Below are 24,837 nucleotides of genomic sequence, written 5' to 3' on the forward strand. Positions count from 1 at the left end.
AAAATGGACAAGAGTATGCAGAAATATCTGGACAAGGCAGAAGTGCTGATTGAAGCGCTCCCGTACATTCAGCGTTTCAACAGAAAGATCATCGTAGTAAAATACGGCGGAAGCGCCATGCTCGATGAGGAACAGGAAAAGAGAGTCATCCAGGATGTAGTCCTGTTAAAGCTCTGTGGATTCAAGCCGATTATCGTTCATGGCGGCGGCAAGGAGATCAGCAAGTGGGTTGACAAAGTCGGAAAGGAAACGAAGTTTGTCAACGGATTCCGCGTAACAGATGAAGAGACGATGGAGATTGCGGAGATGGTACTTTCCAAAGTCAACAAAAAGCTGGTACAGCTCGTGGAAGAGCTTGGAATTAAATCCATCGGAGTCAGCGGCATTGACGGCGGACTTCTGAAAGTGACGAAAAAATACGTGGACGGCGAGGACATCGGATATGTAGGAAGCGTCTGCGACGTAGAGCCGAAGATCCTCTTTGACCTTCTGGAAAAAGATTTCCTTCCGGTAGTCTGCTCCGTTGGTCTGGACAATGATTTCCAGGCATACAATGTCAATGCGGACGAAGCTGCATGTGCTATCGCAAAAGCGGTGAAAGCGGAGAAACTTGCCTTCCTGACAGATATCGAAGGTGTCTACAAAGATCCAAAAGATCCGGAAACATTGATTCCGGAGCTTTCCGCAGAAGACGCGATCCGTCTGATCAATGAAGGCTACATCGAAGGCGGTATGCTTCCGAAGCTGAAAAGCTGCATCGATGCGCTGGAAAACGGAGTTTCCCGGATTCATATTCTGGACGGCCGGATTCCGCATTGCCTGCTGCTTGAGATCTTTACCAACAAAGGAATTGGTACAGCAATTTTAAATGACAAGGAGTGTCGGTATTATCATGGATAAATCATATATGGACTCCGTACAGAATGCGCTTGTACACACATACAATCCGGCTCCAGTGATCCTGGAGCATGGAAAAGGTGCGTATCTGTACGATACGGAGGGTAAAGCTTATCTGGATTTCGCGGCCGGATATGCGGTAAATTCTCTCGGATACGGAAATAAAGAGTGGAATGAGGCTCTGAAAAGCCAGATTGACAAGCTGGCCCACACTTCTAATCTTTACTATCATACAAGAACAAAAGAGGCGGCAGAAGCGCTGAAGAGGGTGTCCGGGATGGACCGGATCTTTTTCTGCAACAGTGGCGGCGAGGCGGTGGAAGGTGCATTGAAAGCATCAAGAAAATACGCCTATACAAAAAAGAGTGGAAGATTTGAATGGATTGCCATGGAAGAATCTTTCCACGGACGGGGATTCGGTTCTGTTTCCGTGACAGGCCACAAAGCTTATCAGGAGCCGTTTGAGCCGCTTGTTCCGGGTGTGAAGTTTGCAAAGCTTAATGATCTGGACAGTGTGAAAGCACTGGTGACAGACAGGACCTGCGCCATCATTGTAGAGCCGGTGCAGGGCGAAGGCGGAATTAACGTGGCGACGGAAGAATTCATGAAAGGAATCCGCAAGATCTGTGATGAAAACGATATTCTGATGATCTGCGATGAAGTACAGTGCGGCATGGGCCGGACCGGCTCCTTCTTTGCATGGCAGGAATACGGCGTGCGTCCGGATATTATGACTATGGCAAAAGCCATCGGAAGCGGATTCCCGGTAGGGGCGTTTGCCATGACGGAGAAAGTGGCAGAGTATTCACTTGCCCCGGGAGACCACGGTACGACTTACGGCGGCGGACCGCTTGCCTGTGCGGCTGTGGCAAAGACCGTTGAGATCTTTGAAGAGAAACACATTCCGGAGCATGTTAAGGAAATCGGAGCTTATCTGAAAAAACAGCTTGAGGAACTGACAAAGAAACACGACTGCATTCTGGCCTGCAAAGGAAAAGGTCTGATGCAGGGAATACAGCTCAGTATTTCTCCGGCGGAAGTGACGAAAAAAGCACTGGAAAAGGGACTGCTTCTGATCAGCGCAGGAAGTGACGTAATCCGGTTTGTACCGCCTCTGATTATCACAGAAAAAGAAGTGGACGAACTGATACGGATTCTGGATGAGATCCTGGAATAAAGAATAAAAACCGGCATACTGGAAAGACTACCTTCTTATATAGAAGAAAGGAGGGATTTCCGGTATGACCGGTTTTATTATTGCATTGATTTCCGGTGCGCTGATGAGTGTGCAGGGTGTTTTTAATACACAAGTGACGAAGACGGCGGGAATGTGGGTCAGTAATATGTGGGTCCAGTTTTCTGCATTTATCGTCTGTCTGATCGTCTGGTTTTTTGCAGGCAGGGATTCCGTTGGAAGTCTGATGGAAGTACAGCCAAAGTATATGCTGCTTGGAGGAGCCATTGGTGCGGGCATCACCTGGACTGTAATCAAAAGCATGGATCAGCTGGGGCCGGCAAAGGCGGCGCTTCTGATTGTCATTGCGCAGTTGATAGTGGCTTATGTCATTGAACTTTTCGGACTCTTTGGAATGGACAAAAGTCCGTTTGAATGGAGAAAGGCGGGAGGGCTTCTGCTTGCGCTGATCGGAATTGCGATTTTCCAGTGGAAATAGAGTTGTAATTTAAAAAGAAATTCGTTACAATAGAACTATCTGCATAGAGGGGGCTTTTATCGGCTGCGGTAAAGGAGTACTATGCATAGAAAGAAAAGAAAATTGTTTTGTATGGCGGCAGTTCTGATTTTTCTGGTGTTTGCAGGATGCGGCGGTAAGGAGGCCGAACCGGAAGAGACGGTGGTGCTTCTGGAGGAAGAGTCAGAGAAAGAGGCTGTTTTGGAAGAAGATACTGAGCAGAAGTCTGCCGGGGAAGAAGAGTCAAAAGACCGGAAGAAGACAGAGACGGAGATGATTGTTGTCTACGTCTGTGGGGAAGTCCAAAAAGAAGGTGTTGTGACGATTCCTGCCGGAAGCAGAGTTTATCAGGCGATCGAGATGGCGGGCGGCGTGACTGAGGAGGCCGAGGCTTCCTGGCTGAATCTGGCGGAGGTTCTGACAGATGGAGCCAGGATTTACGTGCCGGACAAAGAGGAAGTAAGCGGAGCAAATCCGGCAATCCCGCAAGGAGCCGGAAGCGGATCCCCGGAAGCAGCCGGTGGGCTCGTCAATCTCAACCAGGCTTCCAGGGAGGAACTGATGACGCTTCCGGGGATCGGTGAGGCAAAGGCTGAGGCGATTCTTCAGTACAGAACAGAACATGGGAACTTTGATTCCATCGATGAAATTAAAAATATTTCCGGTATCAAGGATGGAGTTTTTGAAAAGATTAAAGATAAGATAACAGTGTAGCGAGGGAGAAACATGGCAAAAAGGGTATTGGTTGTAGACGATGAAAAACTGATTGTAAAAGGAATACGCTTCAGTCTGGAACAGGACGGCATGGAAGTGGACTGCGCATACGACGGGGAAGAAGCTTTGGCCTATGCACGGGACAATGATTACGACATGATTCTTCTGGATATCATGCTTCCGAAGCTGGACGGGTTTGAAGTATGCCAGCAGATCAGAGAATTTTCGGATGTACCGATTGTGATGCTGACGGCAAAAGGCGACGACATGGACAAGATTCTTGGACTCGAGTATGGTGCGGACGACTATATCACAAAGCCGTTTAATATTCTGGAGGTAAAGGCAAGGATCAAGGCCATCATGCGCCGGACAGGCAAGAAGGAAAAAGATGGAAAAGATGCGAAGGTCATTGTCAAAGGAGACTTAAAGCTTGACTGTGAGAGCAGAAGAGTATTTTCCAAAGACAGAGAGATTAACCTGACGGCAAAAGAATTTGATCTTCTGGAACTTCTGGCCCACAACCCGAACAAGGTATATTCCAGAGAGGATCTGTTAAATCTTGTCTGGGGATATGAGTATCCGGGCGATGCAAGGACTGTGGATGTACATATCAGAAGACTTCGTGAGAAGATTGAAGTGAACCCGAGTGATCCGAAATATGTATATACAAAATGGGGAGTTGGTTACTATTTTAGGGGGTAAGTTAAAACTCAGGCACCATCCGTTTAAAAGTCTCAGGTTTCTGATTTTCCTGCTGATTCTTTTTATGGGAATGGTGCCGTGTCTGATTTTACGTTTTGTGGTTCTGCGGTCCAACGAGAGCCACTCTGTCTCAATCCGCATGGCAGAGATTCAGAATCAGTGTACGATTCTCTGCAACCAGCTTTCCGTGCTGGACACACTTTCGGGAGATATCCCGGAGACGATCGACGCGGAGATCACACAGTTTTCCAACATTTATAACGGCCGGGTCATGATTATCGATCAGTCTTACCGGATCATTGAGGATTCGTACGATCTGGATGCGGGCAAGACGATCATTTCCGGTGATGTGATCAAGTGTTTTGAAGGTGAAACAGTCAGCAATTATGACGACCGGAACAGCTATATCGAAGTGACGTCTCCGATTCAGGGGACTGCGTCCAAAGAGATTGTCGGTGTTATGCTCGCTAGTGTTTCCACGGACAATATTGTGGATATTCAGGAAAATCTGAGACAGACGCTGGATATTATCATCATTACGGTGTTTGTTGTATTGATTGCGGTGGGCGTGCTGATCAGCTTTTACATTACGCGTCCGCTGAACCGGATTACAAAAGCAGTCGAAAACATGACAGAAAGTTATGAGGAAGACGATCTCCATGAAAATGCATTTCTGGAGACCATCCGGTTTTCGGAGGCGTTCAATAAGATGATCGGAAGATTCAAGGTTCTGGACGAATCGAGACAGGAATTTGTTTCTAATGTCTCACATGAGTTGAAGACGCCGCTTACTTCCATGAAGGTGCTGGCGGATTCTCTTCTTTCCCAGGAGGAAGTGCCGGCAGAGCTTTACCGGGAGTTTATGGGAGATATGTCGGAGGAGATCGAACGGGAGAACAAGATTATCAACGATCTCTTGTCTCTTGTGAAGATGGATAAGACTTCCAACGATATGAATATCGAAATGCTGGATATTAACCTCATCGTAGAGCGGATTTTAAAAAGACTCAAGCCGATCGCGCAGAAACAAAATATCGAGCTTGTATTTGAGACATTCCGTACAGTGGAGGCGGAAGTAGATGAGACAAAACTTTCCCTCGCAGTCAGCAATCTGGTGGAAAATGCCATCAAGTACAATCATGAAAATGGCTGGGTGCATGTATCGTTAAACGCAGACCATAAGTTTTTCTATTTAAAAGTGGCGGATTCCGGAATGGGAATTCCAAAAGAAGCGCAGGAACATATTTTCGAGAGATTCTACCGCGTGGACAAATCTCATTCCAGGGAAATCGGAGGAACGGGACTTGGGCTTGCCATTGCACGAAGCGCTGTGATCATGCACAGAGGGGCTATCAAAGTGTACAGTGAAGAAGGGGAGGGCACGACGTTTACCGTGCGGATTCCGTTGAAATATGTGGCAAATGCAAAATAAGAGGAGGAGACCATGAAAGGAAAAAGGATTGTATCATTTCTGCTTGTCATACTCATGGCGTCTGGTCTCCTGTCCGGCTGCAGGAGAGGAGAGCAGGTCAAGCAGGGAGAGTTTGGACTGTTTTACTTAAGTGCGGATAAGACGGAACTTGTGAGAATTGCCGGGGAAAAGAAAGACGGGTCAAAGGCGGAGCAGGTACAGTATGTGCTGGATGCACTGGAAAAACCGGCTGAAGAGTCAGAGGACTATCAGACCCCGTTTCAGAATGACGTGAGGGTGGAAGAGTTTGAGATCGACGGGAAACAGGTGGATCTTACTTTTAATGAGAAATACACATCTCTGGATGCCGCAGAAGAAGTGCTTTTGAGAGCGGCGGTTGTAAAATCACTGGTACAGATCTCCGGGATCGATTATGTCTCTTTTTATATCGGAGAGGAGCCTTTGATGGCGGCAGACAATACGCCGGTCGGCCTGATGAGTAACGAGGATTTTATACAGAATGTCGGATCTTCGCTCCACTCCTATCAGTCTACGTCACTGACGCTTTATTTCGCCAACAAAGACGGGGACAAACTGGTTAAGGAAACGGTAAATAATGTCCGGTACAACAGTAATATCTCCATGGAACGTCTGGTGATTGAGCAGCTGTTGAAGGGGCCGTCCTCTTCGGGAGCCTATGCAACGATTCCGGCCAATACCAAGATCTTGAGTGTATCCACAAGGGATCAGATCTGCTATGTCAATTTTGATCAGGAACTGATGAACATGAAATCCAATGTAAAGCCTGAGATCCTGATTTACTCGATCGTCAATTCGATTGTGGAGAGCGGGATGGCAGGCCAGGTACAGATTTCCATCAACGGTGAGAGTAATATCAACTTCGGCGAAAGCGTTCCGCTGGACCAGCCGCTGTCGAGAAATCTGGATCTTGTAGAAGGAGAAAAATAAAGATTGAAAAACAGGCCGCTTGCAGTAATGTGCCTTGTTTTTCTTGTGATCCGCTGTCTGGTCTTCTGGGCGGGAGCCAAATGGGAGTTCCCGCCGGAAGTACTGCGGATGGACGGAGAAAAGATCTGTGTGAGCGGGCGTATTTTTAAAAGAGAACAAAGGGAAAAGGGCCCGACATGGTATCTTCGTGCGGGAGACAGGGCGTATATCATCTACAGCTCCGAGTGGAGCGATTACAGGATCGGCAATACGATCATAGTCACAGGCACCTTTCATCTGTTTGAAAGGGCTTCTAATCCGGGAACATTCGATTCCCGGTCTTATTATCAGAATCAGAATATCTACGGAATGATCTTTTCGGAATCAATCAAAGTTACAGACAACACAATTCAATATGGAAAAGAATGGATTGCCTCTCTTCGGGAGCGGTGGAAGAAAGAACTTCTGGACAGAATGGGGGACGAGGGTGCGGTTTTAAGCGGAATTCTCCTGGGAGATAAAAGTGCCCTGGATCCGGAGGTGAAAGAGCTGTATCAGAAAAACGGAATTGCTCATCTTCTGGCGGTCTCGGGGCTTCATGTGTCCTTTATCGGCCTTTTGATTTACCGGACAATGCGAAAGGCGGGAGTCCCGTTTTCTGGAAGCGCCGCCCTGGGCATCCTTGTTTTGCTCCCGTATGCAGTGATGACGGGATTCAGTGTCTCGGCAAGAAGAGCAGTTTACATGTATTTTATCCGGATGGGAGCAGAGGTGACGGGAAGAGTCTATGACCTTTTGACAAGCCTTGTCGTTTCCGCTGCTGTGATTGTGGGGACAGCGCCTCTTTCCGTATTTGATCCGGGATTTCTCCTCTCGTTTGGTGCGATCTTTGCCATCTGGGGAGGGGAAGAGCTGCGAATCCGGTTGGAGGAACTGAAAGACAAGGAAAGAAAAAAAGAGAAAACTCCTGGAATAAAAAGGAAGAAAACCATCCGGCAGAAACTGCTTTGGGCAGCGTATCCGGGGCTGTGCATTCAGCTTCTGACCTTTCCGGTCCTTCTTTCTTCCTATTATGAATTTCCGCTGTACTCGGTCCTTGTGAATATCTGGGTAATTCCGATGATGTCGGTTGTCATGGGAGCCGGTCTTTTGGGAAGCATCTGCTGTCTGGTGCTGCCCCCTCTTGCGGATGTCATTCTCTGGATCAGTAAGGCGGTTCTGATGTTTTACGAATGGAACTGCCGGATCATGCTGAAACTGCCTTTGGCAAGAATTGTCACCGGAAAACCGGATACAATCCAGATTCTTCTCTATCTGTTTTTACTGATGCTGGTATATCTGCTGTTCCGAAAAGGAAAGGAAAAATCGGGGATGTCCGCCCTTATATTTGCACTGACTCTGCTTCTTGGCCCATGGAGCCAGCATTACGGAGAGCTGAAAGTCACCATGATAGACGTGGGTCAGGGGGACGGGATTTTGATCCGGATGCCGGGAGGACTGGACTGTCTGGTAGACGGAGGAAGCACATCGGAAGAGATGCTGGCAAAATACACGCTGGAGCCGTTTCTGGAAAGCAAGAGAATCCGGATGTTGGATTATGTCCTGATTTCCCATGGAGATACGGATCACATCAGCGGGATACAGGAAATGCTGGAGCGCCAGGAGGTGGGCGTCGGCATCCGGACACTGGTTCTGCCCGAGCAGCATCTGTGGGATGAAGGTCTTGAAAATCTGGCACGGACCGCAAAAAGAGCAGGGACAAAAGTGCGGACCATGAAAGCGGGGGAAGCAATCCGGGACAGGGCAGGGACAGAGCTTTCCTGTCTTGGCCCTTCCGAAGAATATGGAGGAGAACCGGGAAATGAAGCATCCATGATTTTAAAACTTTCCAGCGGGAAGTTTTCCATGCTCTTTACCGGGGATCTGGAAGGAGCAGGAGAAGAAGACTTCTTACAGGGAGAAAGCGGTTCAGGAACCTATACCGTACTGAAAGTTCCCCATCACGGTTCTGACGGAGCAGCGACAGAAGCGTTTTTAGAACAGAACAATGCAAGGTATGCACTGATTTCTGCGGGAAAAGACAATCCATACGGACATCCGGGAGAAAAGCTTCTGAAACGTCTGGAAACCTGTGGAATCCAGACATTCTGTACAAAAGAGGACGGAGCCATCACATTGCTGGTCAAAGGGGAGACAATGACCATCCGAAAATTTTTGGAATAGGGTGTTTACGGAAAAACATGTTCTATGCTAGAATAGCGGTATGAAAAGTTTAAATGAAGATCTCAAAACAGGACAATTTAAACAGGTATATCTTTTGTACGGTGAGGAGAGCTATCTCAAAAAGCAGTATAAGGACAGGCTTTCCAAGGCGATGCTCCCCGAAGGGGATACGATGAACTATGCGTATTACGAGGGGAAGGGAACGGATGTCAGACAGGTCATCGATCTTGCCGAGACGCTTCCGTTCTTCGCCCCGCGACGACTGATTGTGATGGAGGACACCGGATTTTTCAAAGGCGCCTCTCCGGAGCTTGCGGAGTATATCCGCAGCATGCCGGAGACGACGTGCTTTCTTTTTGTGGAGAGCGAAGTGGACAAGCGGGGAAAGCTATACAAGGCGGTAAAGGAAAAAGGGCGCATTGTGGAGATGACCAGACAGGACGGCAATACTTTGCAGAAATGGGTACTCTCCATGGTGAAGAAGGAAGGACGGCAGATTACCCAGTCGACGGTCCGGTATTTTCTCACGAAAGTCGGGGAAGATATGGAAAATATCCACGGCGAGCTTGAGAAGCTGTTCTGCTATACTCTTGGGAAACAGGAGATTACCATTCATGATATAGAAGAAATCTGTACGACCCACATAGACAACAAGATTTTCGACATGGTCAATGCCGTGGCAGATCAGAAGCAGAAGCAGGCGCTGATGTATTATTATGATCTGCTGGCCTTAAAAGAGCCGCCGATGCGGATTCTCTTTCTGATGACACGGCAGTTCCGTATTCTGCTGGAAGTATCTGAGATGAACAGACGGGGATACGGGAAAAAAGAGATCAGTGAAAATGTCAAGGTTCCGCCGTTTGCGGTGGGACGCTATCTGGCACAGGCACAGAAGTTTTCTCCTTCCAGTCTTCGGCAGATTCTGGAGGACTGTGCTTCGACAGAAGAGGAGGTCAAGACAGGAAGGCTTGCCGATACAATGGCGGTGGAGCTTCTGATTGTACAATACAGTAGTTAATATAAGATACAGCAGTTATAATGAGTTGATTGGAGGATTTTACATTGTCAGTAATTGATCAAAAACATATACGGAATTTCTGCATCATTGCCCATATCGACCATGGGAAGTCGACGCTTGCGGACCGGATCATTGAAGATACCGGACTTCTGACAAGCAGGGAGATGCAGTCCCAGGTACTGGATAATATGGATCTGGAACGGGAAAGAGGAATCACAATCAAGGCACAGACAGTCCGCACAGTCTACAAGGCAAAGGACGGGGAGGAATACGTTTTCAACCTGATTGACACGCCGGGACATGTGGACTTTAACTATGAGGTATCCAGAAGCCTTGCGGCCTGCGACGGGGCAATTCTCGTGGTGGACGCGGCACAGGGCGTGGAAGCACAGACGCTTGCAAATGTCTATCTGGCACTGGATCACGATCTGGATGTTTTTCCGGTAATCAATAAGGTCGATCTGCCGAGTGCGGATCCGGACCGTGTGGCAGAAGAAATTGAAGACGTCATCGGAATTGAAGCCACAGACGCACCGCGGATTTCCGCCAAGACCGGACTGAATATCGATCAGGTGCTCGAAGAGATCGTGCATAAGATTCCGGCACCGGAAGGAGATCCGGAGGCCCCGCTTCAGGCACTGATCTTTGATTCGGTCTATGATTCCTATAAAGGAGTCATCGTATTCTGCCGGATCAAAGAAGGAACCGTAAAAAAAGGAACCAAAATCCAGATGATGGCAACCGGGGCAAAAGAAGAGGTTGTAGAAGTCGGCTACTTCGGAGCCGGACGCTTTATTCCATGTGACGAACTGAGCGCAGGAATGGTCGGCTATATCACCGCCAGCATCAAAAATGTAAAAGACGCCAGAGTCGGCGATACCGTTACAGACGCAGATCGTCCGTGCGACGAGCCGCTTCCGGGATATAAGAAAGTCAACCCGATGGTATACTGCGGTATGTACCCGGCAGACGGAGCCAAGTACCCGGATCTCCGGGATGCCCTTGAGAAGCTTCAGCTAAACGACGCTTCCCTTCAGTTTGAGCCGGAGACGTCCATTGCACTCGGATTCGGATTCCGCTGCGGATTTTTAGGACTGCTTCATCTGGAAATTATCCAGGAGCGTCTGGAGAGAGAATACAATCTGGATCTCGTCACAACCGCACCAAGCGTTATCTATAAAGTCCACAAGACTAACGGTGAAGTGATTGAACTTACAAATCCGTCCAACCTGCCGGAGCCAAGTGAGATCGACTACATGGAAGAGCCGATGGTAAAGGCGGAAATCATGGTAACCTCCGAATTCATCGGGGCAATCATGGACCTCTGTCAGGAACGAAGAGGCGAATACCAGGGAATGGAATACATCGAGGCGACCAGAGCGGTCCTTCACTACCACCTGCCGCTGAATGAAATTATCTACGATTTCTTTGACGCCCTGAAATCTCGATCCAGAGGATACGCATCCTTCGACTATGAGATGCTCGGATACAAACAGTCCTCCCTCGTGAAACTCGACATTCTTGTCAACAAAGAAGAGGTGGATGCCCTTTCCTTCATCGTCTTTGAAGGAAGCGCATACGACAGAGGACGCAAGATGTGCGAAAAATTAAAAGAAGAAATTCCAAGACAGCTGTTTGAGATTCCGATCCAGGCAGCCATCGGCGGAAAGATCATCGCAAGAGAAACAGTAAAAGCACTCAGAAAAGACGTCCTTGCAAAATGTTATGGAGGAGATATCTCCCGAAAACGGAAACTCCTCGAAAAACAGAAAGAAGGAAAGAAACGAATGCGCCAGGTAGGAAACGTAGAGATCCCACAGAAAGCATTCATGAGCGTACTGAAACTCGACGACAAATAGTCAGAATTGTTTTATTTTTTCCATTGGGGACGTGTACCGATGCACAGGTACACGTCCCCAATAATGATTATGAAATGAGGATAAATAGATGAAACAAGAACTGGAAATATATATTCATATACCTTTCTGTGTGCAGAAATGTGCGTACTGTGATTTCCTGTCCGGCCCTGCCGGAAGGGAGGAGCAGGAAGCGTATGTCCGGGCTCTTCGGAGGGAGATCAGTACTGCTTCGAAAATGGCAGAGGAATATGAAGTCAGCACAGTCTTTCTGGGAGGCGGTACGCCGTCGATTCTGCCGCCGGAGGCAGTTGACGGGATTCTCAGGACGGTGAGGGAATCATTTTCGCTTTCTCCGAATGCGGAGATTACTATGGAACTCAATCCGGGGACTGATGGAAAAGAGAAGATGGAAGCGTATCGAAAGGCCGGGATCAATCGTTTGAGTATCGGGTTACAGTCTGCGAATGACCAGGAGCTCCATACTCTTGGAAGAATTCATACATGGCAGGATTTCCGAAACACGTATGAGGCGGCGAGAAAGGCAGGTTTTGCCAATATTAATATCGATCTGATGTCTGCAATTCCGGGCCAGACACTGAAAAGTTATGAGAAGACACTGGAACGGGTATGCAGTCTTTGTCCGGAGCATATCTCGGCGTACAGTCTGATTCTGGAGGAAGGAACGCTGTTTTGGGATTGGTATGAAAAGACGGATCATCCAAAGGACCATCCGCCCCTGCCGGATGAAGAGACCGAACGGCAGATGTATGAGCGGACAAAAGAGATTCTGCACGGATACGGATATGAACGGTACGAAATTTCCAATTACGCAAAGAAAGGGAAAGAATGCAGACACAATATCGGTTATTGGAGAAGAATTCCGTATCTGGGATTTGGAGTCGGGGCAGCCTCTCTTTTTGAAGAGCAGAGGTGGAGTAATCTCCGGGACAGGAAGAAATATGTGGAAATCTGGAGTGAAAACGAGCCGAAAGAAGCGCTGCTTCTGACAAGGGAAGAAGTGCAGAAACTATCCGGGCGGGAAGCTCAGGAAGAGACGATGTTTCTGGGGCTTAGAATGATGGAAGGTGTTTCCGAAGCAGAGTTTGCGGCGCGGTTTCACCATACGGTGGAAGAAATTTATGGAGATGAGATCCGGGAACTGGAACAGGAGCATCTCATACAAAGAAAGCAGGGGCGTATTGCCTTGACAGACCATGGAATTGATGTGAGCAATTATGTGATGGCCTGCTTTCTGAAGGAAGAGGAGGAAGAAATATGATCAATTTGATTCTGGCAATTCTCTGCAGCGCAGGAGTTTCGGTTTTTATGCGTGCAAGCGAGACGTACTGCCGGGGAAAATACGGGATTCTGCTGATGAACTACGCGGTCTGCGTCATTGCAGGGCTTTTGACAACGGGAAAAAACCTGGGACATATCGGGGAAGCCGGTACTATGACAGCCGTGGGATTTGGCGTGGTGACCGGTCTGCTTTACTGCGGGGCGTTCATTCTCCTGCAGTGGAATGTGCGGAAAAACGGCGTTATCCTGTCCTCTACCTTTATGAAGCTTGGCGTGATCGTCCCGTCCGCGCTTGCAGTCCTCTGGTTTGGAGAAAAACCGGGATGGAACCAGGGAATCGGACTTCTGATTGCGGTGGTTGCCATTTTGCTCATCAATCTGGAGAAAGGAGCGGTCCGGACGGGAGGAAGCTCCAAGGCCGGACTTGTACTTCTTTTACTTGGCGGAGGCCTGGGAGATGCCATGGCCAAGTTTTATGACGCATACGGGAAAACATCCTTTGGAAGCTTTTTCCTGATGCTTTCCTTTCTTGTTTCCGGAGTAATCAGTGGTCTGCTTGTTGCACGAAACAGGGAGCGGATTACAAAAAATGAAATTCTATTTGGAGTTCTCATTGGAATTCCAAATTATTTTTCGGCCCGGTTTCTGCTGTGGGCACTGGCCGATGTCCCTGCGGTCATTGCCTATCCGACCTATAGCATTGCGGCGATGGCGGTAATAGGAGTAGCAGGAGTGATCCTTTTCAAAGAGAAACTTACGAAAAGGCAGTGGGTAGCGTATGGAATGATAATCCTTGCTGTGGGACTTCTGAATATGTAGAAAGACACAAAAAAGATACAGAATCGGTGTTGACAAATGTGTGCGGGAGTGCTAAATTAGTAAACGTAGATATTAGCACTCGAAATAAATGAGTGCTAATAAGACGGAAGGAGGATCTGAATGGAATTAATCCGGGAACTGAGTGAAAGAAAACTGAAGATATTAAAAGCAGTCATTCAGAACTATCTGGAGACAGGTGAGCCGGTTGGTTCCAGAACAATTTCCAAGTACACCGATCTGAATTTAAGTTCCGCTACAATCCGGAATGAGATGGCGGATCTGGAAGAACTTGGATATATTTTTCAGCCTCATACGTCTGCAGGACGTATTCCGTCTGACAAGGGATATCGGCTTTATGTCGATATGCTCATGCAGGATAAAGAGCAGGAAGTGACGGAAATCAAGGAACAGATGCTTCAGAAGGCGGATAAGATGGATCAGCTTTTGAAACAGGCGGCGAAAGTACTGGCTAACAATACAAATTACGCCACGATGGTATCCGCGCCTGTCAGCATGAAAAACCGGCTGAAATTTATTCAGCTTTCCCAGGTTGATGAGGAACAGTTGATCGCAGTCATTGTGCTGGAAGGAAACATTGTCAAGAACCAGATCATCCGGGTTGACCAGGATCTGGGAAGCGAGACGCTTCTAAAGCTGAACATGCTTTTGAATACGACGCTGAACGGCATGTCCATCGATCAGATTACACTGGGACTGATTGCCAAGCTCAAAGAACAGGCAGGCATTCACAGCGGAGTGATCAGCGATGTGCTGGATGCGGTAGGCAATGTGATTCAGCTCGATCAGGACATGGAGATCTATACAAGCGGAGCCACCAACATTTTCCGTTATCCGGAATTATCCGACAAGCAAAGCGCACAGGAAATCATCAGTGCCTTTGAGGAAAAACAGCAGCTTTCGGAACTTGTCACCCAGACACTTTCCAGTGACACTAAGGGAATACAGGTTTATATCGGAAATGAGACTCCGGTACAGAACATGAAGGACTGCAGTATTGTGACAGCAACCTATGAATTAGGAGAAGGCATGCAGGGAACGATAGGGATTATCGGACCGAAGCGTATGGACTATGAACATGTCATGGACACACTGAAAACACTGCAGACTGAGCTGGATACGATATTTCACAAAAAAGAATAGAGCAAAAGCAGAAAGGTGGTATCCTGGTGGGAGAAAGTAAGAATCAGGAAGAAATGGTAAAAGAGGCCGTAGAAGAAGCGAAAAAGCAGGCTGAGCAAAACGGTGAGATTCCTGTAGAGGATGAAACCGCACAGGATGAAGCGGAAGAGACCGGCGCGCCGGAAAGCACAGACGGCCAGGAAGCTTCGGACGACGGCAAAGAAAAGAAGGGATTCTTTAAAAGAAAGAATAAAAAGGATCCAAAAGATGAGAAGATCGAAGATCTGACCGATAAGCTGACACGCCAGATGGCGGAGTTTGACAATTACAGAAAGCGTACTGAAAAAGAAAAATCGGCCATGTATGAGATTGGAGCAAAGGACATCATTGAGAAGATCCTGCCTGTTATCGATAATTTCGAGAGAGGGTTCCAGAGCGTTGAAGACGGAAAGAAAGACGATCCGTTTGTAGACGGCATGGATAAAGTATATAGACAGCTTATGAAGACGCTGGAAGACGCAGGCGTCAAGCAGATCGAGGCCCTGGGACAGGAATTCAATCCGGACTTTCATAATGCGGTGATGCATGTGGAAGACGAAGAAGCCGGTGAGAATATTATCGTGGAGGAATTCCAGAAAGGGTATATGTACCGTGACAGTGTGGTAAGACACAGCATGGTAAAAGTAGCTAATTAAGAAAAATGAAATAAATCAGGAGGAATGCATTATGGGCAAAATTATTGGTATTGACTTAGGTACAACAAACAGTTGTGTTGCCGTAATGGAAGGTGGACAGCCGACCGTTATCGCAAATACAGAAGGCGCAAGAACGACTCCATCTGTAGTCGCATTTACAAAGAACGGAGAACGTCTTGTAGGTGAACCTGCAAAACGTCAGGCAGTTACAAATGCAGACAAAACAATTTCTTCCATCAAAAGGAAGATGGGAACAAATGAGAAAGTAAACATCGACGGAAAACAGTATTCTCCGCAGGAGATTTCTGCAATGATCCTTCAGAAACTGAAAGCAGACGCAGAAGGATACCTTGGTGAGAAAGTGACAGAAGCAGTTATTACAGTGCCTGCTTACTTTAATGATGCACAGCGTCAGGCAACAAAGGATGCCGGTAAAATCGCAGGACTGGATGTAAAACGTATCATCAACGAGCCTACAGCAGCAGCACTTGCTTACGGACTTGACAATGAAAAAGAACAGAAGATCATGGTATACGACCTTGGCGGCGGTACATTCGACGTTTCCATCATCGATATCGGAGACGGTGTTATCGAAGTACTTTCCACAGCCGGAAACAACAGACTTGGCGGTGACGACTTCGACCAGAAGATCACAGACTACATGCTGGCTGATTTCAAGGCAAAAGAAGGCGTAGACCTTTCTAATGACAAGATGGCTCTTCAGAGATTAAAAGAAGCGGCAGAAAAAGCAAAGAAAGAACTTTCTTCCGCTACAACAACCAATATCAACCTTCCGTTCATCACAGCAACATCTGAAGGACCGAAACATTTTGATATGGATCTGACAAGAGCAAAATTTGATGAACTGACAAGCGATCTGGTAGAAAAGACAGCAGAGCCTGTTCAGAGAGCGCTTTCTGACGCAGGACTTCGTCCGTCAGATCTTGGCCAGGTACTTCTGGTAGGTGGTTCTACACGTATTCCGGCTGTACAGGATAAAGTAAGACAGCTGACAGGAAAAGAGCCAAGCAAATCTCTGAATCCGGATGAATGTGTTGCACTTGGTGCTTCCATCCAGGGTGGTAAACTTGCCGGAGAAGCAGGCGCAGGCGACATCCTTCTTCTTGATGTTACACCACTGTCACTTTCCATCGAAACAATGGGTGGTGTTGCAACAAGGCTGATTGAAAGAAATACAACAATCCCGACAAAGAAGAGCCAGATCTTCTCTACAGCTGCAGACAACCAGACAGCAGTAGATATCAATGTTGTACAGGGTGAAAGACAGTTCGCAAGAGACAACAAGTCCCTCGGACAGTTCAGACTGGATGGAATTCCGCCGGCACCACGTGGAATCCCGCAGATTGAAGTAACATTCGATATCGATGCAAATGGTATTGTAAATGTATCTGCAAAAGACCTTGGAACAGGAAAAGAACAGCACATCACAATTACAGCAGGTTCCAACATGTCTGATGAAGATATCGACAGAGCAGTTAAAGAAGCAGCAGAATTTGAAGCGGCAGACAAGAAGAGAAAAGAAGCTGTTGATACAAAGAATGAGGCAGATGCGATTGTATTCCAGACAGAAAAAGCACTTAAAGATGTTGGAGACAAGATCGATGCAGCCGGAAAATCAGCAGTAGAGGCTGATATTCAGGCTCTTAAGGATATCCTTGCAAAATATCCGAATGCAGAAGAAATGACAGAAGCGAATATCGCTGAAATCAAAGCTGCAAAAGAGAAACTGATGACAAGTTCTCAGGAACTTTTCACAAAGATGTATGAGCAGGCAAATCCACAGGGCGGTGCTCAGGGAGCAGGACCTCAGGGTGGAAATGCACAGTCAGGACCGGCACCGGAAGGATATGACGATGTCGTAGACGGAGACTATAAAGAAGTATAATCCTGCCGGATAACAGGCAGAACACAGAGATTGCGCCCGGCGCAATCTCTGTGCGTGTGTGGATTCCGGCTTGATCCGGGGTCCCCGATACCGAAATGTAGGATACGCGGCAGCGCCTACTGTATAGAAAGGGAAGGTAACGATTATGGCAGAGGCAAAGAGAGACTACTATGAAGTCCTGGGAGTATCCAGAGATGCCGATGACGCAACACTGAAAAAAGCATACCGTCAGCTTGCGAAAAAATATCATCCGGATATGAATCCAGGAGATGCGGAAGCAGAAAGAAAGTTCAAAGAAGCTTCTGAAGCGTATGCTGTATTAAGTGATCCGGATAAGCGCCGTCAGTATGATCAGTTTGGTCATGCGGCATTTGAAGGCGGCGGTGCAGGCGGTGCAGGCGGATTCGGCGGCTTTGATTTCAGCGGTGCGGATTTCAGCGATATTTTCGGTGATATTTTCGGAGACTTTTTCGGCGGCGGAAGAAGAAGCGGCCGCACCAGTAACGGCCCGATGAAGGGGATGAATATCCGGAAAGGAGTCCGGATCACCTTTGAAGAGGCTGTGTTCGGCTGTGAAAAGGAAATTGAGATCGTTCTGAAAGATCCATGTGAGAAATGTCAGGGAACAGGAGCAAAACCGGGAACCAGTCCGGAGACGTGTCCGAGATGTGGCGGCAGAGGCCAGGTTGTCTACACCTCACAGTCTTTCTTTGGAACGGTGCAGAATGTACAGACATGTCCGGACTGTCATGGCTCCGGCAAGATTATTCGTGAAAAGTGTCCGGACTGCGCAGGGACTGGTTATATCTCAAGCAAGAAAACCATTCAGGTATCAATTCCGGCCGGAATCGACAATGGACAGAGTGTCAGAATACGGGACAAAGGTGAGCCGGGTACCAATGGAGGACCAAGAGGAGATCTGCTTGTGGAAGTAACGGTATCCAGACATCCGATCTTCCAGAGACAGGACATGAATATTTTCTCCACAGCGCCGATTTCATTTGCACAGGCAGCCCTCGGCGGAGATGTGCGCATCAAGACGGTGGATGGGGAAGTCATCTATACTGTTAAACCTGGAACAAAGACAGATACGAAGGTAAGACTGAAAGGCAAAGGAGTACCGTCCGTGCGGAATCCAAAGGTGAGGGGAGACCAGTACGTCACCCTTGTGATCCAGACACCGGAAAAATTAAGTCCGGAAGCAAAGGAAGCACTCAAACGGTTTGACGCTCTTTCAGGCAATTCCCTGAATCAGCCGGAACCGGAAAAAGAAAAACCGGAGAAACCGAAGAAAAAAGGCTTTATGGACAAATTAAAAGAGACCTTCGAGGAGAGGGACGATTAAGAAAACATACAGCTGCGGGGAGAAGCAACCCGCAGCTTTTTTTTCTGCTGAAAACCCGTTCGGAAGATTTTCTGAAAACCTATTGACAGGGCTTGCAATTCTATGTATAGTTAAAACGGAATGTATGAATAATTGCTCATATGTTTTAATAAAATACCGGAATTCCAGGATTGAGACAAATGCCAGGATCCGGAATGGTTATACAGGCTGGCAGTGGGAAGCACAGGCCTGCCGGAAGGGAAAAGGAAAATGACGAAAAAGCAGAAAAAGATGCTGGTAAGAATTGCTGTGGCATTTCTTCTCTATGCAGTACTCTTGATTCTTAAAGAGACAGGAACTGTGAAAGGAATGAAAGAATTTCCGAAAGGATTTCTTCTTTATCTGATTCCATATCTGGTAATAGGCTGGGATATTTTGTGGAAGGCAGCCAGAAATATCCGGAACGGACAGATTTTTGATGAAAACTTTCTTATGACGCTTGCTACTTTCGGGGCATTTGGAGTAGGTGAATATGCGGAAGCGGTTGCCGTCATGCTCTTTTATCAGGTAGGGGAATGGTTCCAGAGCTATGCGGTGAACCGTTCAAGGGCATCGATCGCGGAACTGATGGATATTTGTCCGGAGTATGCCAACATGGAGGAGGATGGACAGCTTGTCCAGGTCGATCCGTATGATGTTCAGACTGGAAGTGTGATTATCATTAAACCGGGTGAGCGGATTCCGCTTGACGGAGTGGTGGTGGATGGAACTTCTATGATCGATACATCCGCATTGACAGGAGAATCGGTTCCAAGGAAAGTGACTCCGGGATCCGATATCATCAGCGGATGTATTAACGGAAACGGTATCCTCCATGTACGTGTGACAAAAGAGTTTGAGAATTCTACAGTTTCCAAGATTCTGGAGATGGTGGAAAATGCCAGCAGCAAGAAGGCAAAAGTGGAAAACTTCATTACCAGATTCGCAAAGTATTATACTCCGGTAGTTGTCATTGCGGCAGTGATTCTTGCGATTCTCCCTCCAGTCGTTCTGGGAGGAGGATGGAGTAACTGGATCCAGAGGGCGTGTATCTTTCTCGTGATTTCGTGTCCGTGTGCTTTGGTAATCTCTGTACCGCTCAGTTTTTTTGGTGGTATCGGGGCTGCATCCAAGGCCGGGGTACTTGTGAAAGGAAGCAATTATCTGGAAGCGATGGCGGATGTGGAGACAGTTGTTTTTGACAAGACCGGAACACTGACAAAAGGGGAATTCAAGGTGACTGAGGTTCTCCCGGAGCAGAAGAAAAGGGAGCTTTTAACCCTTGCCTACGCGGCGGAAGCGTATTCCGATCACCCTATTGCCCAGTCCATACGGGAAGCATATCTGGAAGAAAAAAAGGATGTAACGCCGGAAAAGATCAGTGATGCAAAAGAAATCTCAGGATGCGGGATCTGTGCCGTTTACCGGGGAAAAGAGCTTCTTGCCGGAAACGGGAAGCTGATGCAGACATACGGGATCTCGTTTGAGCCGTACCGGGGTATCGGAACGGTTGTATATCTCGCATTGGACGGAAAATTTGAAGGAACAGTTGTAATTTCCGATACGATCAAAGAGCAGGCGCCGGAGACAATCCGCCTTCTCAAACAGTCCGGCGTGAAAAAGACCGTGATGTTAACCGGAGATAAAAAAGAGGCCGGGGAGGAAGCGGCAAAAGAGCTGGGAATCGATGAAGTCTATACAGAACTACTGCCGGGAGATAAGGTAGAACTGGTGGAACAGCTTCTTGACGAGATGAGCGGCAGTGGAGAAAAAAGAGCAAAACTTGCCTTTGTCGGGGACGGTATCAATGATGCTCCGGTTCTTGGAAGGGCAGATGTGGGAATTGCCATGGGAAGCATGGGATCAGATGCGGCCATTGAGGCGGCGGACATTGTCCTGATGGATGATGATACGGCCAAAATCGCGAAGATTACGGCGATTGCCAGAAAGACCATTCGGATTGTCCGCCAGAATATTGTATTTGCTCTCGCGGTGAAGGCGCTCGTGCTGGTTCTGGGCGCATTTGGAATGGCCAATATGTGGGAAGCGGTTTTTGCCGATGTCGGAGTTGCAGTCATCGCAATCCTTAATGCCATGCGGGCGCTGAAGACAGACGGCAGTAAATAGGAAAAAGATGTTGTAAAGAAGCAGGAATGTGTGTTTACTTTACGGCATCTTTTTGGCATACTAAATCATGAACAGATAAAAGGAGATGGGGAAACATGCTGAAAGTAGAACACCTTTCTTATGAAATAGAAGAAGATGGAAAAAAGCAGGAAATACTAAAAGATGTCAGCTTTGAAGTAAAAGACGGAGAGATGCTCGTTGTGACCGGACCAAACGGCGGAGGCAAATCCACGATTGCCAAACTCATGATGGGGCTTTATAAAGCGACCGAAGGGAAGATCTGGCTGGACGGGCAGGACATTACGAGTCTTCCGATTTATGAGCGTGCGAAAGCTGGAATTGGTTTTGCGTTTCAGCAGCCGCCCCGGTTTAAAGGAATGACTGTCAGAAGACTGCTGAGCCTGGCTGCGGGAACGGATCTTCCGAAGCATATCTGCTGCGGGCTTTTGAGCCGGGTAGGCCTCTGCGCGGAGGAATATCTGGACCGGGAAGTGGATGCGACTCTTTCCGGAGGCGAGATGAAGCGGATTGAGATTGCCACGGTTCTTGTGAAAAAGCATAAGCTCTGCATTTTTGATGAACCGGAGGCCGGGATTGATCTTTGGAGTTTTGCCATGCTGGTAGAAGAATTTCAAAAGCTTCATACGGAGAAAAAGGAGAGTCTGCTTCTGATCTCTCATCAGGAACGGATTATTCAAATGGCGGACCGTGTCATGATTATTGACGGCGGACAGGTGACAAAGTGCGGACCAACACAGGAGATTCTGCCGTATTTGACAGGAGAAGCCATCAGCCATCCACAGTGCCTGAAAAATCAGGGCGCAGCGGTATAAGAAGGAAGAAGGTGCAAGAAGATGATGCTGGATAAGATTACAGAGAAAGTACTTCGTATGATTGACGGGGAAGGATTCAAACAGGAAGGAGCCTTCAATCTGCGTGAAAACGGAATTTCCATCTGCCACGGGGACAGCGAGCATGTCAAAATCCGCAAAAAAGAGGACAGGCAGGGAATTGATATCTATATTGATAAAGATACGAACGGAGAGACGGTACACATTCCGGTTGTTGTTTCCAGTTCCGGAATGACAGATGTTGTCTACAACGATTTTTACATTGAGGATGGAGCAAAGGTAACCATCATTGCAGGATGCGGAATCCACAATTCCGGATGCAACGATGCAAGACATGACGGAATTCATACGTTCCATATCGGAAAGAATGCGTCCGTCCATTACGAAGAAAAGCATTATGGTGAAGGAGAAGGAACAGGAGCCCGTATCTTAAATCCGGTAACCGATATCTATGTCGGCGAAAACTCCATTTTTACCATGGACACGGTACAGATCGAGGGAGTGGACTCGACAAAAAGGGAAACCGATATTACCATGGAGGCGGGAAGCCGTCTTACCGTGACAGAAAAACTGATGACACACGATAAACAGGAAGCGGTCTCCAACATGAAGGTGATTATGAACGGGGATGCAAGCTCGGCACAGATCATTTCACGGTCCGTGGCAAAGGGAGAGTCCATCCAGACCTTCCATCCGAGGGCAGTCGGAAAGGCGGCCTGCCATGCCCATATTCAGTGTGATTCGATTATTATGAATGATGCTCAGGTACGCTCCATTCCGGAGATTGACGCGAGAAATGTGGATGCTCAGATTATACATGAAGCGGCAATTGGAAGGATCAACAGTGAACAGCTTTTGAAGCTTCAGACGTTTGGACTTAATGAGGAGGAAGCGGAAGGCGTCATCATTGAAAATTTCCTCAACTAAACAGGAAGGAAAAAACAGGGAGGTTATGCCTCCCTGTTTTGACTACATCTTCACATCATTTAAATCCATAATTTCCTTGTGGCTGTATACATGCTGCTTTAAGGCCTCAAAACTTTCCGGGCTGATGACATGTTCAATCCGGCAGGCGTCCTGAGTGGCAGTTTCCCTGGAAACGCCGAGATACATCAGGAAGCTGGAAAGAAGGGTGTGACGCTCGTAAATGGTCTCAGCAATCTCATGCCCCTTTTCTGTCAATGCGATATAGCCGTCCTTGTCCATTAAAATATATCCATTCTCCCGCAGGTTTTTCATGGCGACACTGACACTCGGCTTTGAAAAAGAAAGAGCAGTTGCGATATCAATAGAACGGACATTTCCTTTTTCTTTTCCCAGCATCAGGATTGTTTCCAGATAATTTTCAGCGGATTCCTGTATCTTCAACAGAGTGCCTCCTTCCATATATAGTATCTTTATAGTTTAGGATAACATATTTGTTGTGATAGTTCAAATACTTCTGAAAAATGAACCGGGAAATGGCAGCAGGAAAAAGATTATGGTAAAATAGGCTAAGAAACAGTCTTGGAAGGAGGACGATAGATGCGGAATTTTACATATTGTGTGCCGACAGAGATTGTGTTTGGAAAAGACACAGAAGTTTCCTGCGGCAGAGAAGTGAAAAAGCATGGAGGGACAAAAGCGCTGATTGTATACGGCGGAGGCAGCGCCAGAAGATCGGGACTGCTGGAGCGGATTGAAAAGTCGCTGGAAGAAGAGGGAATCGCCTATGCAGAGTTTGGAGGCGTAAAACCAAATCCAGGGCTTGCATTTGCGGAAGAGGGGGTGGAAAAAGGGATCCGGGAGAAGGTGGATTTTATCCTGGGCGTAGGTGGAGGCAGCGCTATCGATACGGCCAAGGCCATTGCCCATGGAGTGGCAAATCCCGGGATTCCTCTTTGGGATATCTGGATGAAGAAAGTGCCTCTGACCAGGACGACAAAGGTCGGCGTTGTGCTGACGATTCCGGCCGCGGGAAGTGAGACAAGCGACTCTGCGGTCCTTACCAATGAAGTGATCGGGAAGAAATCGGGTCTCGGAACGGAGCTGAACCGGCCGGCCTTTGCCATTATGAATCCGGAGCTTACCTTTACACTTCCGAAATACCAGATCGGATGCGGGATTGCGGATATCATGATGCACACACTGGAACGGTATTTTATTCCGGACCAGAAAAACCGGATGACGGATGAGATCGCGGAGGGACTTCTGCGGACCGTTATCGACAGTGGAAGAAAGGCGCTTCAAAATCCGGCGGATTATGATGCCATGAGCGAGCTGATGTGGTGCGGCAGTCTTTCCCATAACAACCTGACGGGCCTTGGAAGAGCAAAAGACTTTTCTGTCCACAAGCTGGGGCATGCCTTGAGTGCAAGATTTGACTGTGCCCATGGGGCAACTCTTACCGCAGTCTGGGGCTCCTGGGCGGAGTATGTGTGGACCAATGATGTGAACCGGTTTGTCCACTACGCAAAACAGGTCTGGGGCATTGAAGGCAGCAGGGAAGAAACGGCAAGAGAAGGAATTGAAAAGACCGTATCCTATTTTAAAAGCATTGGAATGCCGGTATCGCTTGGGGAACTCGGAATCGGAATTCAGGATGAAAAAACACTGGAAGAGCTGGCTATGGACGCGACGATGAATGATACCGTCCGGCTTTCCGTACTCCGCCCGCTCGACGCTTCCGATGTGCTGGAAATTTTCCGGAAAGCCAATCACTAGCAATTGCCAAAGCAGGAGAAAAGGTGTTATACTATAACAAGATGCAGTAATACACTGTAAATATCGATAAGAGGAGTGACAGACGATGAAAGTAGTAGCAACAGAAAAAGCACCAAAAGCATTAGGGCCTTATTCTCAGGGATATGTATCAGGAGGAGTATTTTACTCAGCAGGACAGATTCCGATCAATCCGGCAACGGATACAGTAGAGGCTGACACAATTGAAGGTCAGGCAGAGCAGGCATGCAAGAATGTCGGCGAAGTATTAAAAGCAGCAGGAACAGATTTTGATCATGTTGTAAAGACAACATGCTTCTTAAGCGATATGGCTAATTTTGCAGCATTTAATGAAGTATACGCAAAATATTTCACATCCAAACCGGCAAGAAGCTGCATGGCAGTGAAGGAACTGCCGAAGAATGTACTTTGCGAGATCGAAGTGATCGCAGCAGTAGAGGAATAGGAGCATTA

Annotated in this window: 22 protein-coding genes; 21 read left to right on the top strand and 1 reads right to left on the bottom strand. The window is 47.7% G+C overall.

Going from position 1 to position 24,837, the window contains the following annotated elements:
- The first annotated feature begins 3 nt into the window (after positions 1–3).
- The 19 genes from argB (at position 4) to H6A32_RS00240 (ending at position 22,590) form a co-directional block, all read left to right on the top strand.
- The gene (gene argB / locus H6A32_RS00150; RefSeq protein WP_087167394.1) at positions 4–900 is read left to right on the top strand and encodes an acetylglutamate kinase; all 897 of its coding nucleotides are present in this window, start codon (positions 4–6) and stop codon (positions 898–900) included.
- Positions 893–2,074 (top strand): aspartate aminotransferase family protein, encoded by a 1,182-nt coding sequence (locus H6A32_RS00155; protein ID WP_204863483.1) that lies wholly within the window; start codon positions 893–895, stop codon positions 2,072–2,074. The genes argB and H6A32_RS00155 overlap by 8 nt, the downstream gene beginning before the upstream one ends.
- A gap of 64 nt (positions 2,075–2,138) precedes the next feature.
- A complete protein-coding gene (locus H6A32_RS00160) occupies positions 2,139–2,570 on the top strand; it encodes a DMT family transporter (protein ID WP_087167392.1) in 432 nt (143 codons plus the stop codon).
- Between the two features lie 111 nt (positions 2,571–2,681).
- Positions 2,682–3,302, top strand: a complete 621-nt coding sequence (locus H6A32_RS00165; RefSeq protein ID WP_243424818.1) for a helix-hairpin-helix domain-containing protein — start codon at positions 2,682–2,684, stop codon at positions 3,300–3,302.
- Positions 3,303–3,314: 12 nt separating this feature from the next.
- A complete protein-coding gene (locus tag H6A32_RS00170; RefSeq protein ID WP_087167390.1) occupies positions 3,315–4,004 on the top strand; it encodes a response regulator transcription factor in 690 nt (229 codons plus the stop codon).
- Positions 4,005–4,068: 64 nt separating this feature from the next.
- The gene (locus H6A32_RS00175) at positions 4,069–5,436 is read left to right on the top strand and encodes a sensor histidine kinase (RefSeq protein WP_330616778.1); all 1,368 of its coding nucleotides are present in this window, start codon (positions 4,069–4,071) and stop codon (positions 5,434–5,436) included.
- 12 nt (positions 5,437–5,448) lie between these two features.
- A complete protein-coding gene (locus H6A32_RS00180; RefSeq protein ID WP_087167388.1) occupies positions 5,449–6,384 on the top strand; it encodes a GerMN domain-containing protein in 936 nt (311 codons plus the stop codon).
- 3 nt (positions 6,385–6,387) lie between these two features.
- A complete protein-coding gene (locus H6A32_RS00185; protein ID WP_087167387.1) occupies positions 6,388–8,586 on the top strand; it encodes a DNA internalization-related competence protein ComEC/Rec2 in 2,199 nt (732 codons plus the stop codon).
- A gap of 40 nt (positions 8,587–8,626) precedes the next feature.
- Positions 8,627–9,604, top strand: a complete 978-nt coding sequence (gene holA, locus H6A32_RS00190) for a DNA polymerase III subunit delta (protein WP_087252997.1) — start codon at positions 8,627–8,629, stop codon at positions 9,602–9,604.
- A gap of 44 nt (positions 9,605–9,648) precedes the next feature.
- Positions 9,649–11,463, top strand: a complete 1,815-nt coding sequence (gene lepA, locus H6A32_RS00195; protein WP_087167385.1) for a translation elongation factor 4 — start codon at positions 9,649–9,651, stop codon at positions 11,461–11,463.
- Positions 11,464–11,551: 88 nt separating this feature from the next.
- Complete coding sequence (gene hemW, locus H6A32_RS00200) at positions 11,552–12,742, top strand: radical SAM family heme chaperone HemW (RefSeq protein WP_204863485.1); 1,191 nt, start codon at positions 11,552–11,554, stop codon at positions 12,740–12,742.
- The gene (locus H6A32_RS00205; protein WP_204863486.1) at positions 12,739–13,581 is read left to right on the top strand and encodes an EamA family transporter; all 843 of its coding nucleotides are present in this window, start codon (positions 12,739–12,741) and stop codon (positions 13,579–13,581) included. Before hemW ends, H6A32_RS00205 begins: the two co-directional genes overlap by 4 nt.
- A 120-nt stretch (positions 13,582–13,701) precedes the next feature.
- Positions 13,702–14,742 carry a heat-inducible transcriptional repressor HrcA gene (hrcA, locus tag H6A32_RS00210; RefSeq protein ID WP_087167382.1) on the top strand — a complete coding sequence of 347 codons (1,041 nt, stop codon included), beginning with the start codon at positions 13,702–13,704 and terminating at the stop codon, positions 14,740–14,742.
- 53 nt (positions 14,743–14,795) lie between these two features.
- Positions 14,796–15,416: a nucleotide exchange factor GrpE gene (grpE, locus tag H6A32_RS00215; protein ID WP_087167520.1), complete on the top strand. Its 621-nt coding sequence runs from the start codon at positions 14,796–14,798 to the stop codon at positions 15,414–15,416.
- A gap of 31 nt (positions 15,417–15,447) precedes the next feature.
- Positions 15,448–17,322 carry a molecular chaperone DnaK gene (gene dnaK, locus H6A32_RS00220; protein ID WP_087167381.1) on the top strand — a complete coding sequence of 625 codons (1,875 nt, stop codon included), beginning with the start codon at positions 15,448–15,450 and terminating at the stop codon, positions 17,320–17,322.
- A 145-nt stretch (positions 17,323–17,467) separates the two neighbouring features.
- A complete protein-coding gene (gene dnaJ / locus H6A32_RS00225) occupies positions 17,468–18,667 on the top strand; it encodes a molecular chaperone DnaJ (protein WP_087167380.1) in 1,200 nt (399 codons plus the stop codon).
- A gap of 249 nt (positions 18,668–18,916) precedes the next feature.
- The gene (locus tag H6A32_RS00230; RefSeq protein ID WP_087167379.1) at positions 18,917–20,812 is read left to right on the top strand and encodes a heavy metal translocating P-type ATPase; all 1,896 of its coding nucleotides are present in this window, start codon (positions 18,917–18,919) and stop codon (positions 20,810–20,812) included.
- Between the two features lie 95 nt (positions 20,813–20,907).
- The gene (locus H6A32_RS00235) at positions 20,908–21,645 is read left to right on the top strand and encodes an ABC transporter ATP-binding protein (RefSeq protein ID WP_087167378.1); all 738 of its coding nucleotides are present in this window, start codon (positions 20,908–20,910) and stop codon (positions 21,643–21,645) included.
- A gap of 27 nt (positions 21,646–21,672) precedes the next feature.
- The gene (locus H6A32_RS00240) at positions 21,673–22,590 is read left to right on the top strand and encodes a SufB/SufD family protein (RefSeq protein ID WP_430749562.1); all 918 of its coding nucleotides are present in this window, start codon (positions 21,673–21,675) and stop codon (positions 22,588–22,590) included.
- Positions 22,591–22,632: 42 nt separating this feature from the next.
- Here H6A32_RS00240 and H6A32_RS00245 read toward each other — a convergent pair whose 3' ends face one another.
- On the bottom strand, positions 22,633–23,031 hold the full coding sequence (locus H6A32_RS00245; protein ID WP_087167376.1) for a metal-dependent transcriptional regulator: 399 nt from the start codon (positions 23,029–23,031) through the stop codon (positions 22,633–22,635).
- A 156-nt stretch (positions 23,032–23,187) separates the two neighbouring features.
- Between H6A32_RS00245 and H6A32_RS00250 the strand changes: the two genes are divergently transcribed.
- Together H6A32_RS00250 and H6A32_RS00255 are read left to right on the top strand one after the other, a co-directional pair.
- Entirely contained in the window at positions 23,188–24,366 is a 1,179-nt protein-coding gene (locus H6A32_RS00250) for an iron-containing alcohol dehydrogenase (RefSeq protein ID WP_204863487.1), read from the top strand.
- A gap of 85 nt (positions 24,367–24,451) precedes the next feature.
- Complete coding sequence (locus H6A32_RS00255) at positions 24,452–24,829, top strand: RidA family protein (RefSeq protein ID WP_087167374.1); 378 nt, start codon at positions 24,452–24,454, stop codon at positions 24,827–24,829.
- Positions 24,830–24,837: the final 8 nt, after the last annotated feature.

Origin of the sequence: Drancourtella massiliensis, from assembly GCF_016900655.1 — a bacterium.
GTDB classification, from domain to species: domain Bacteria; phylum Bacillota; class Clostridia; order Lachnospirales; family Lachnospiraceae; genus Sellimonas; species Sellimonas catena.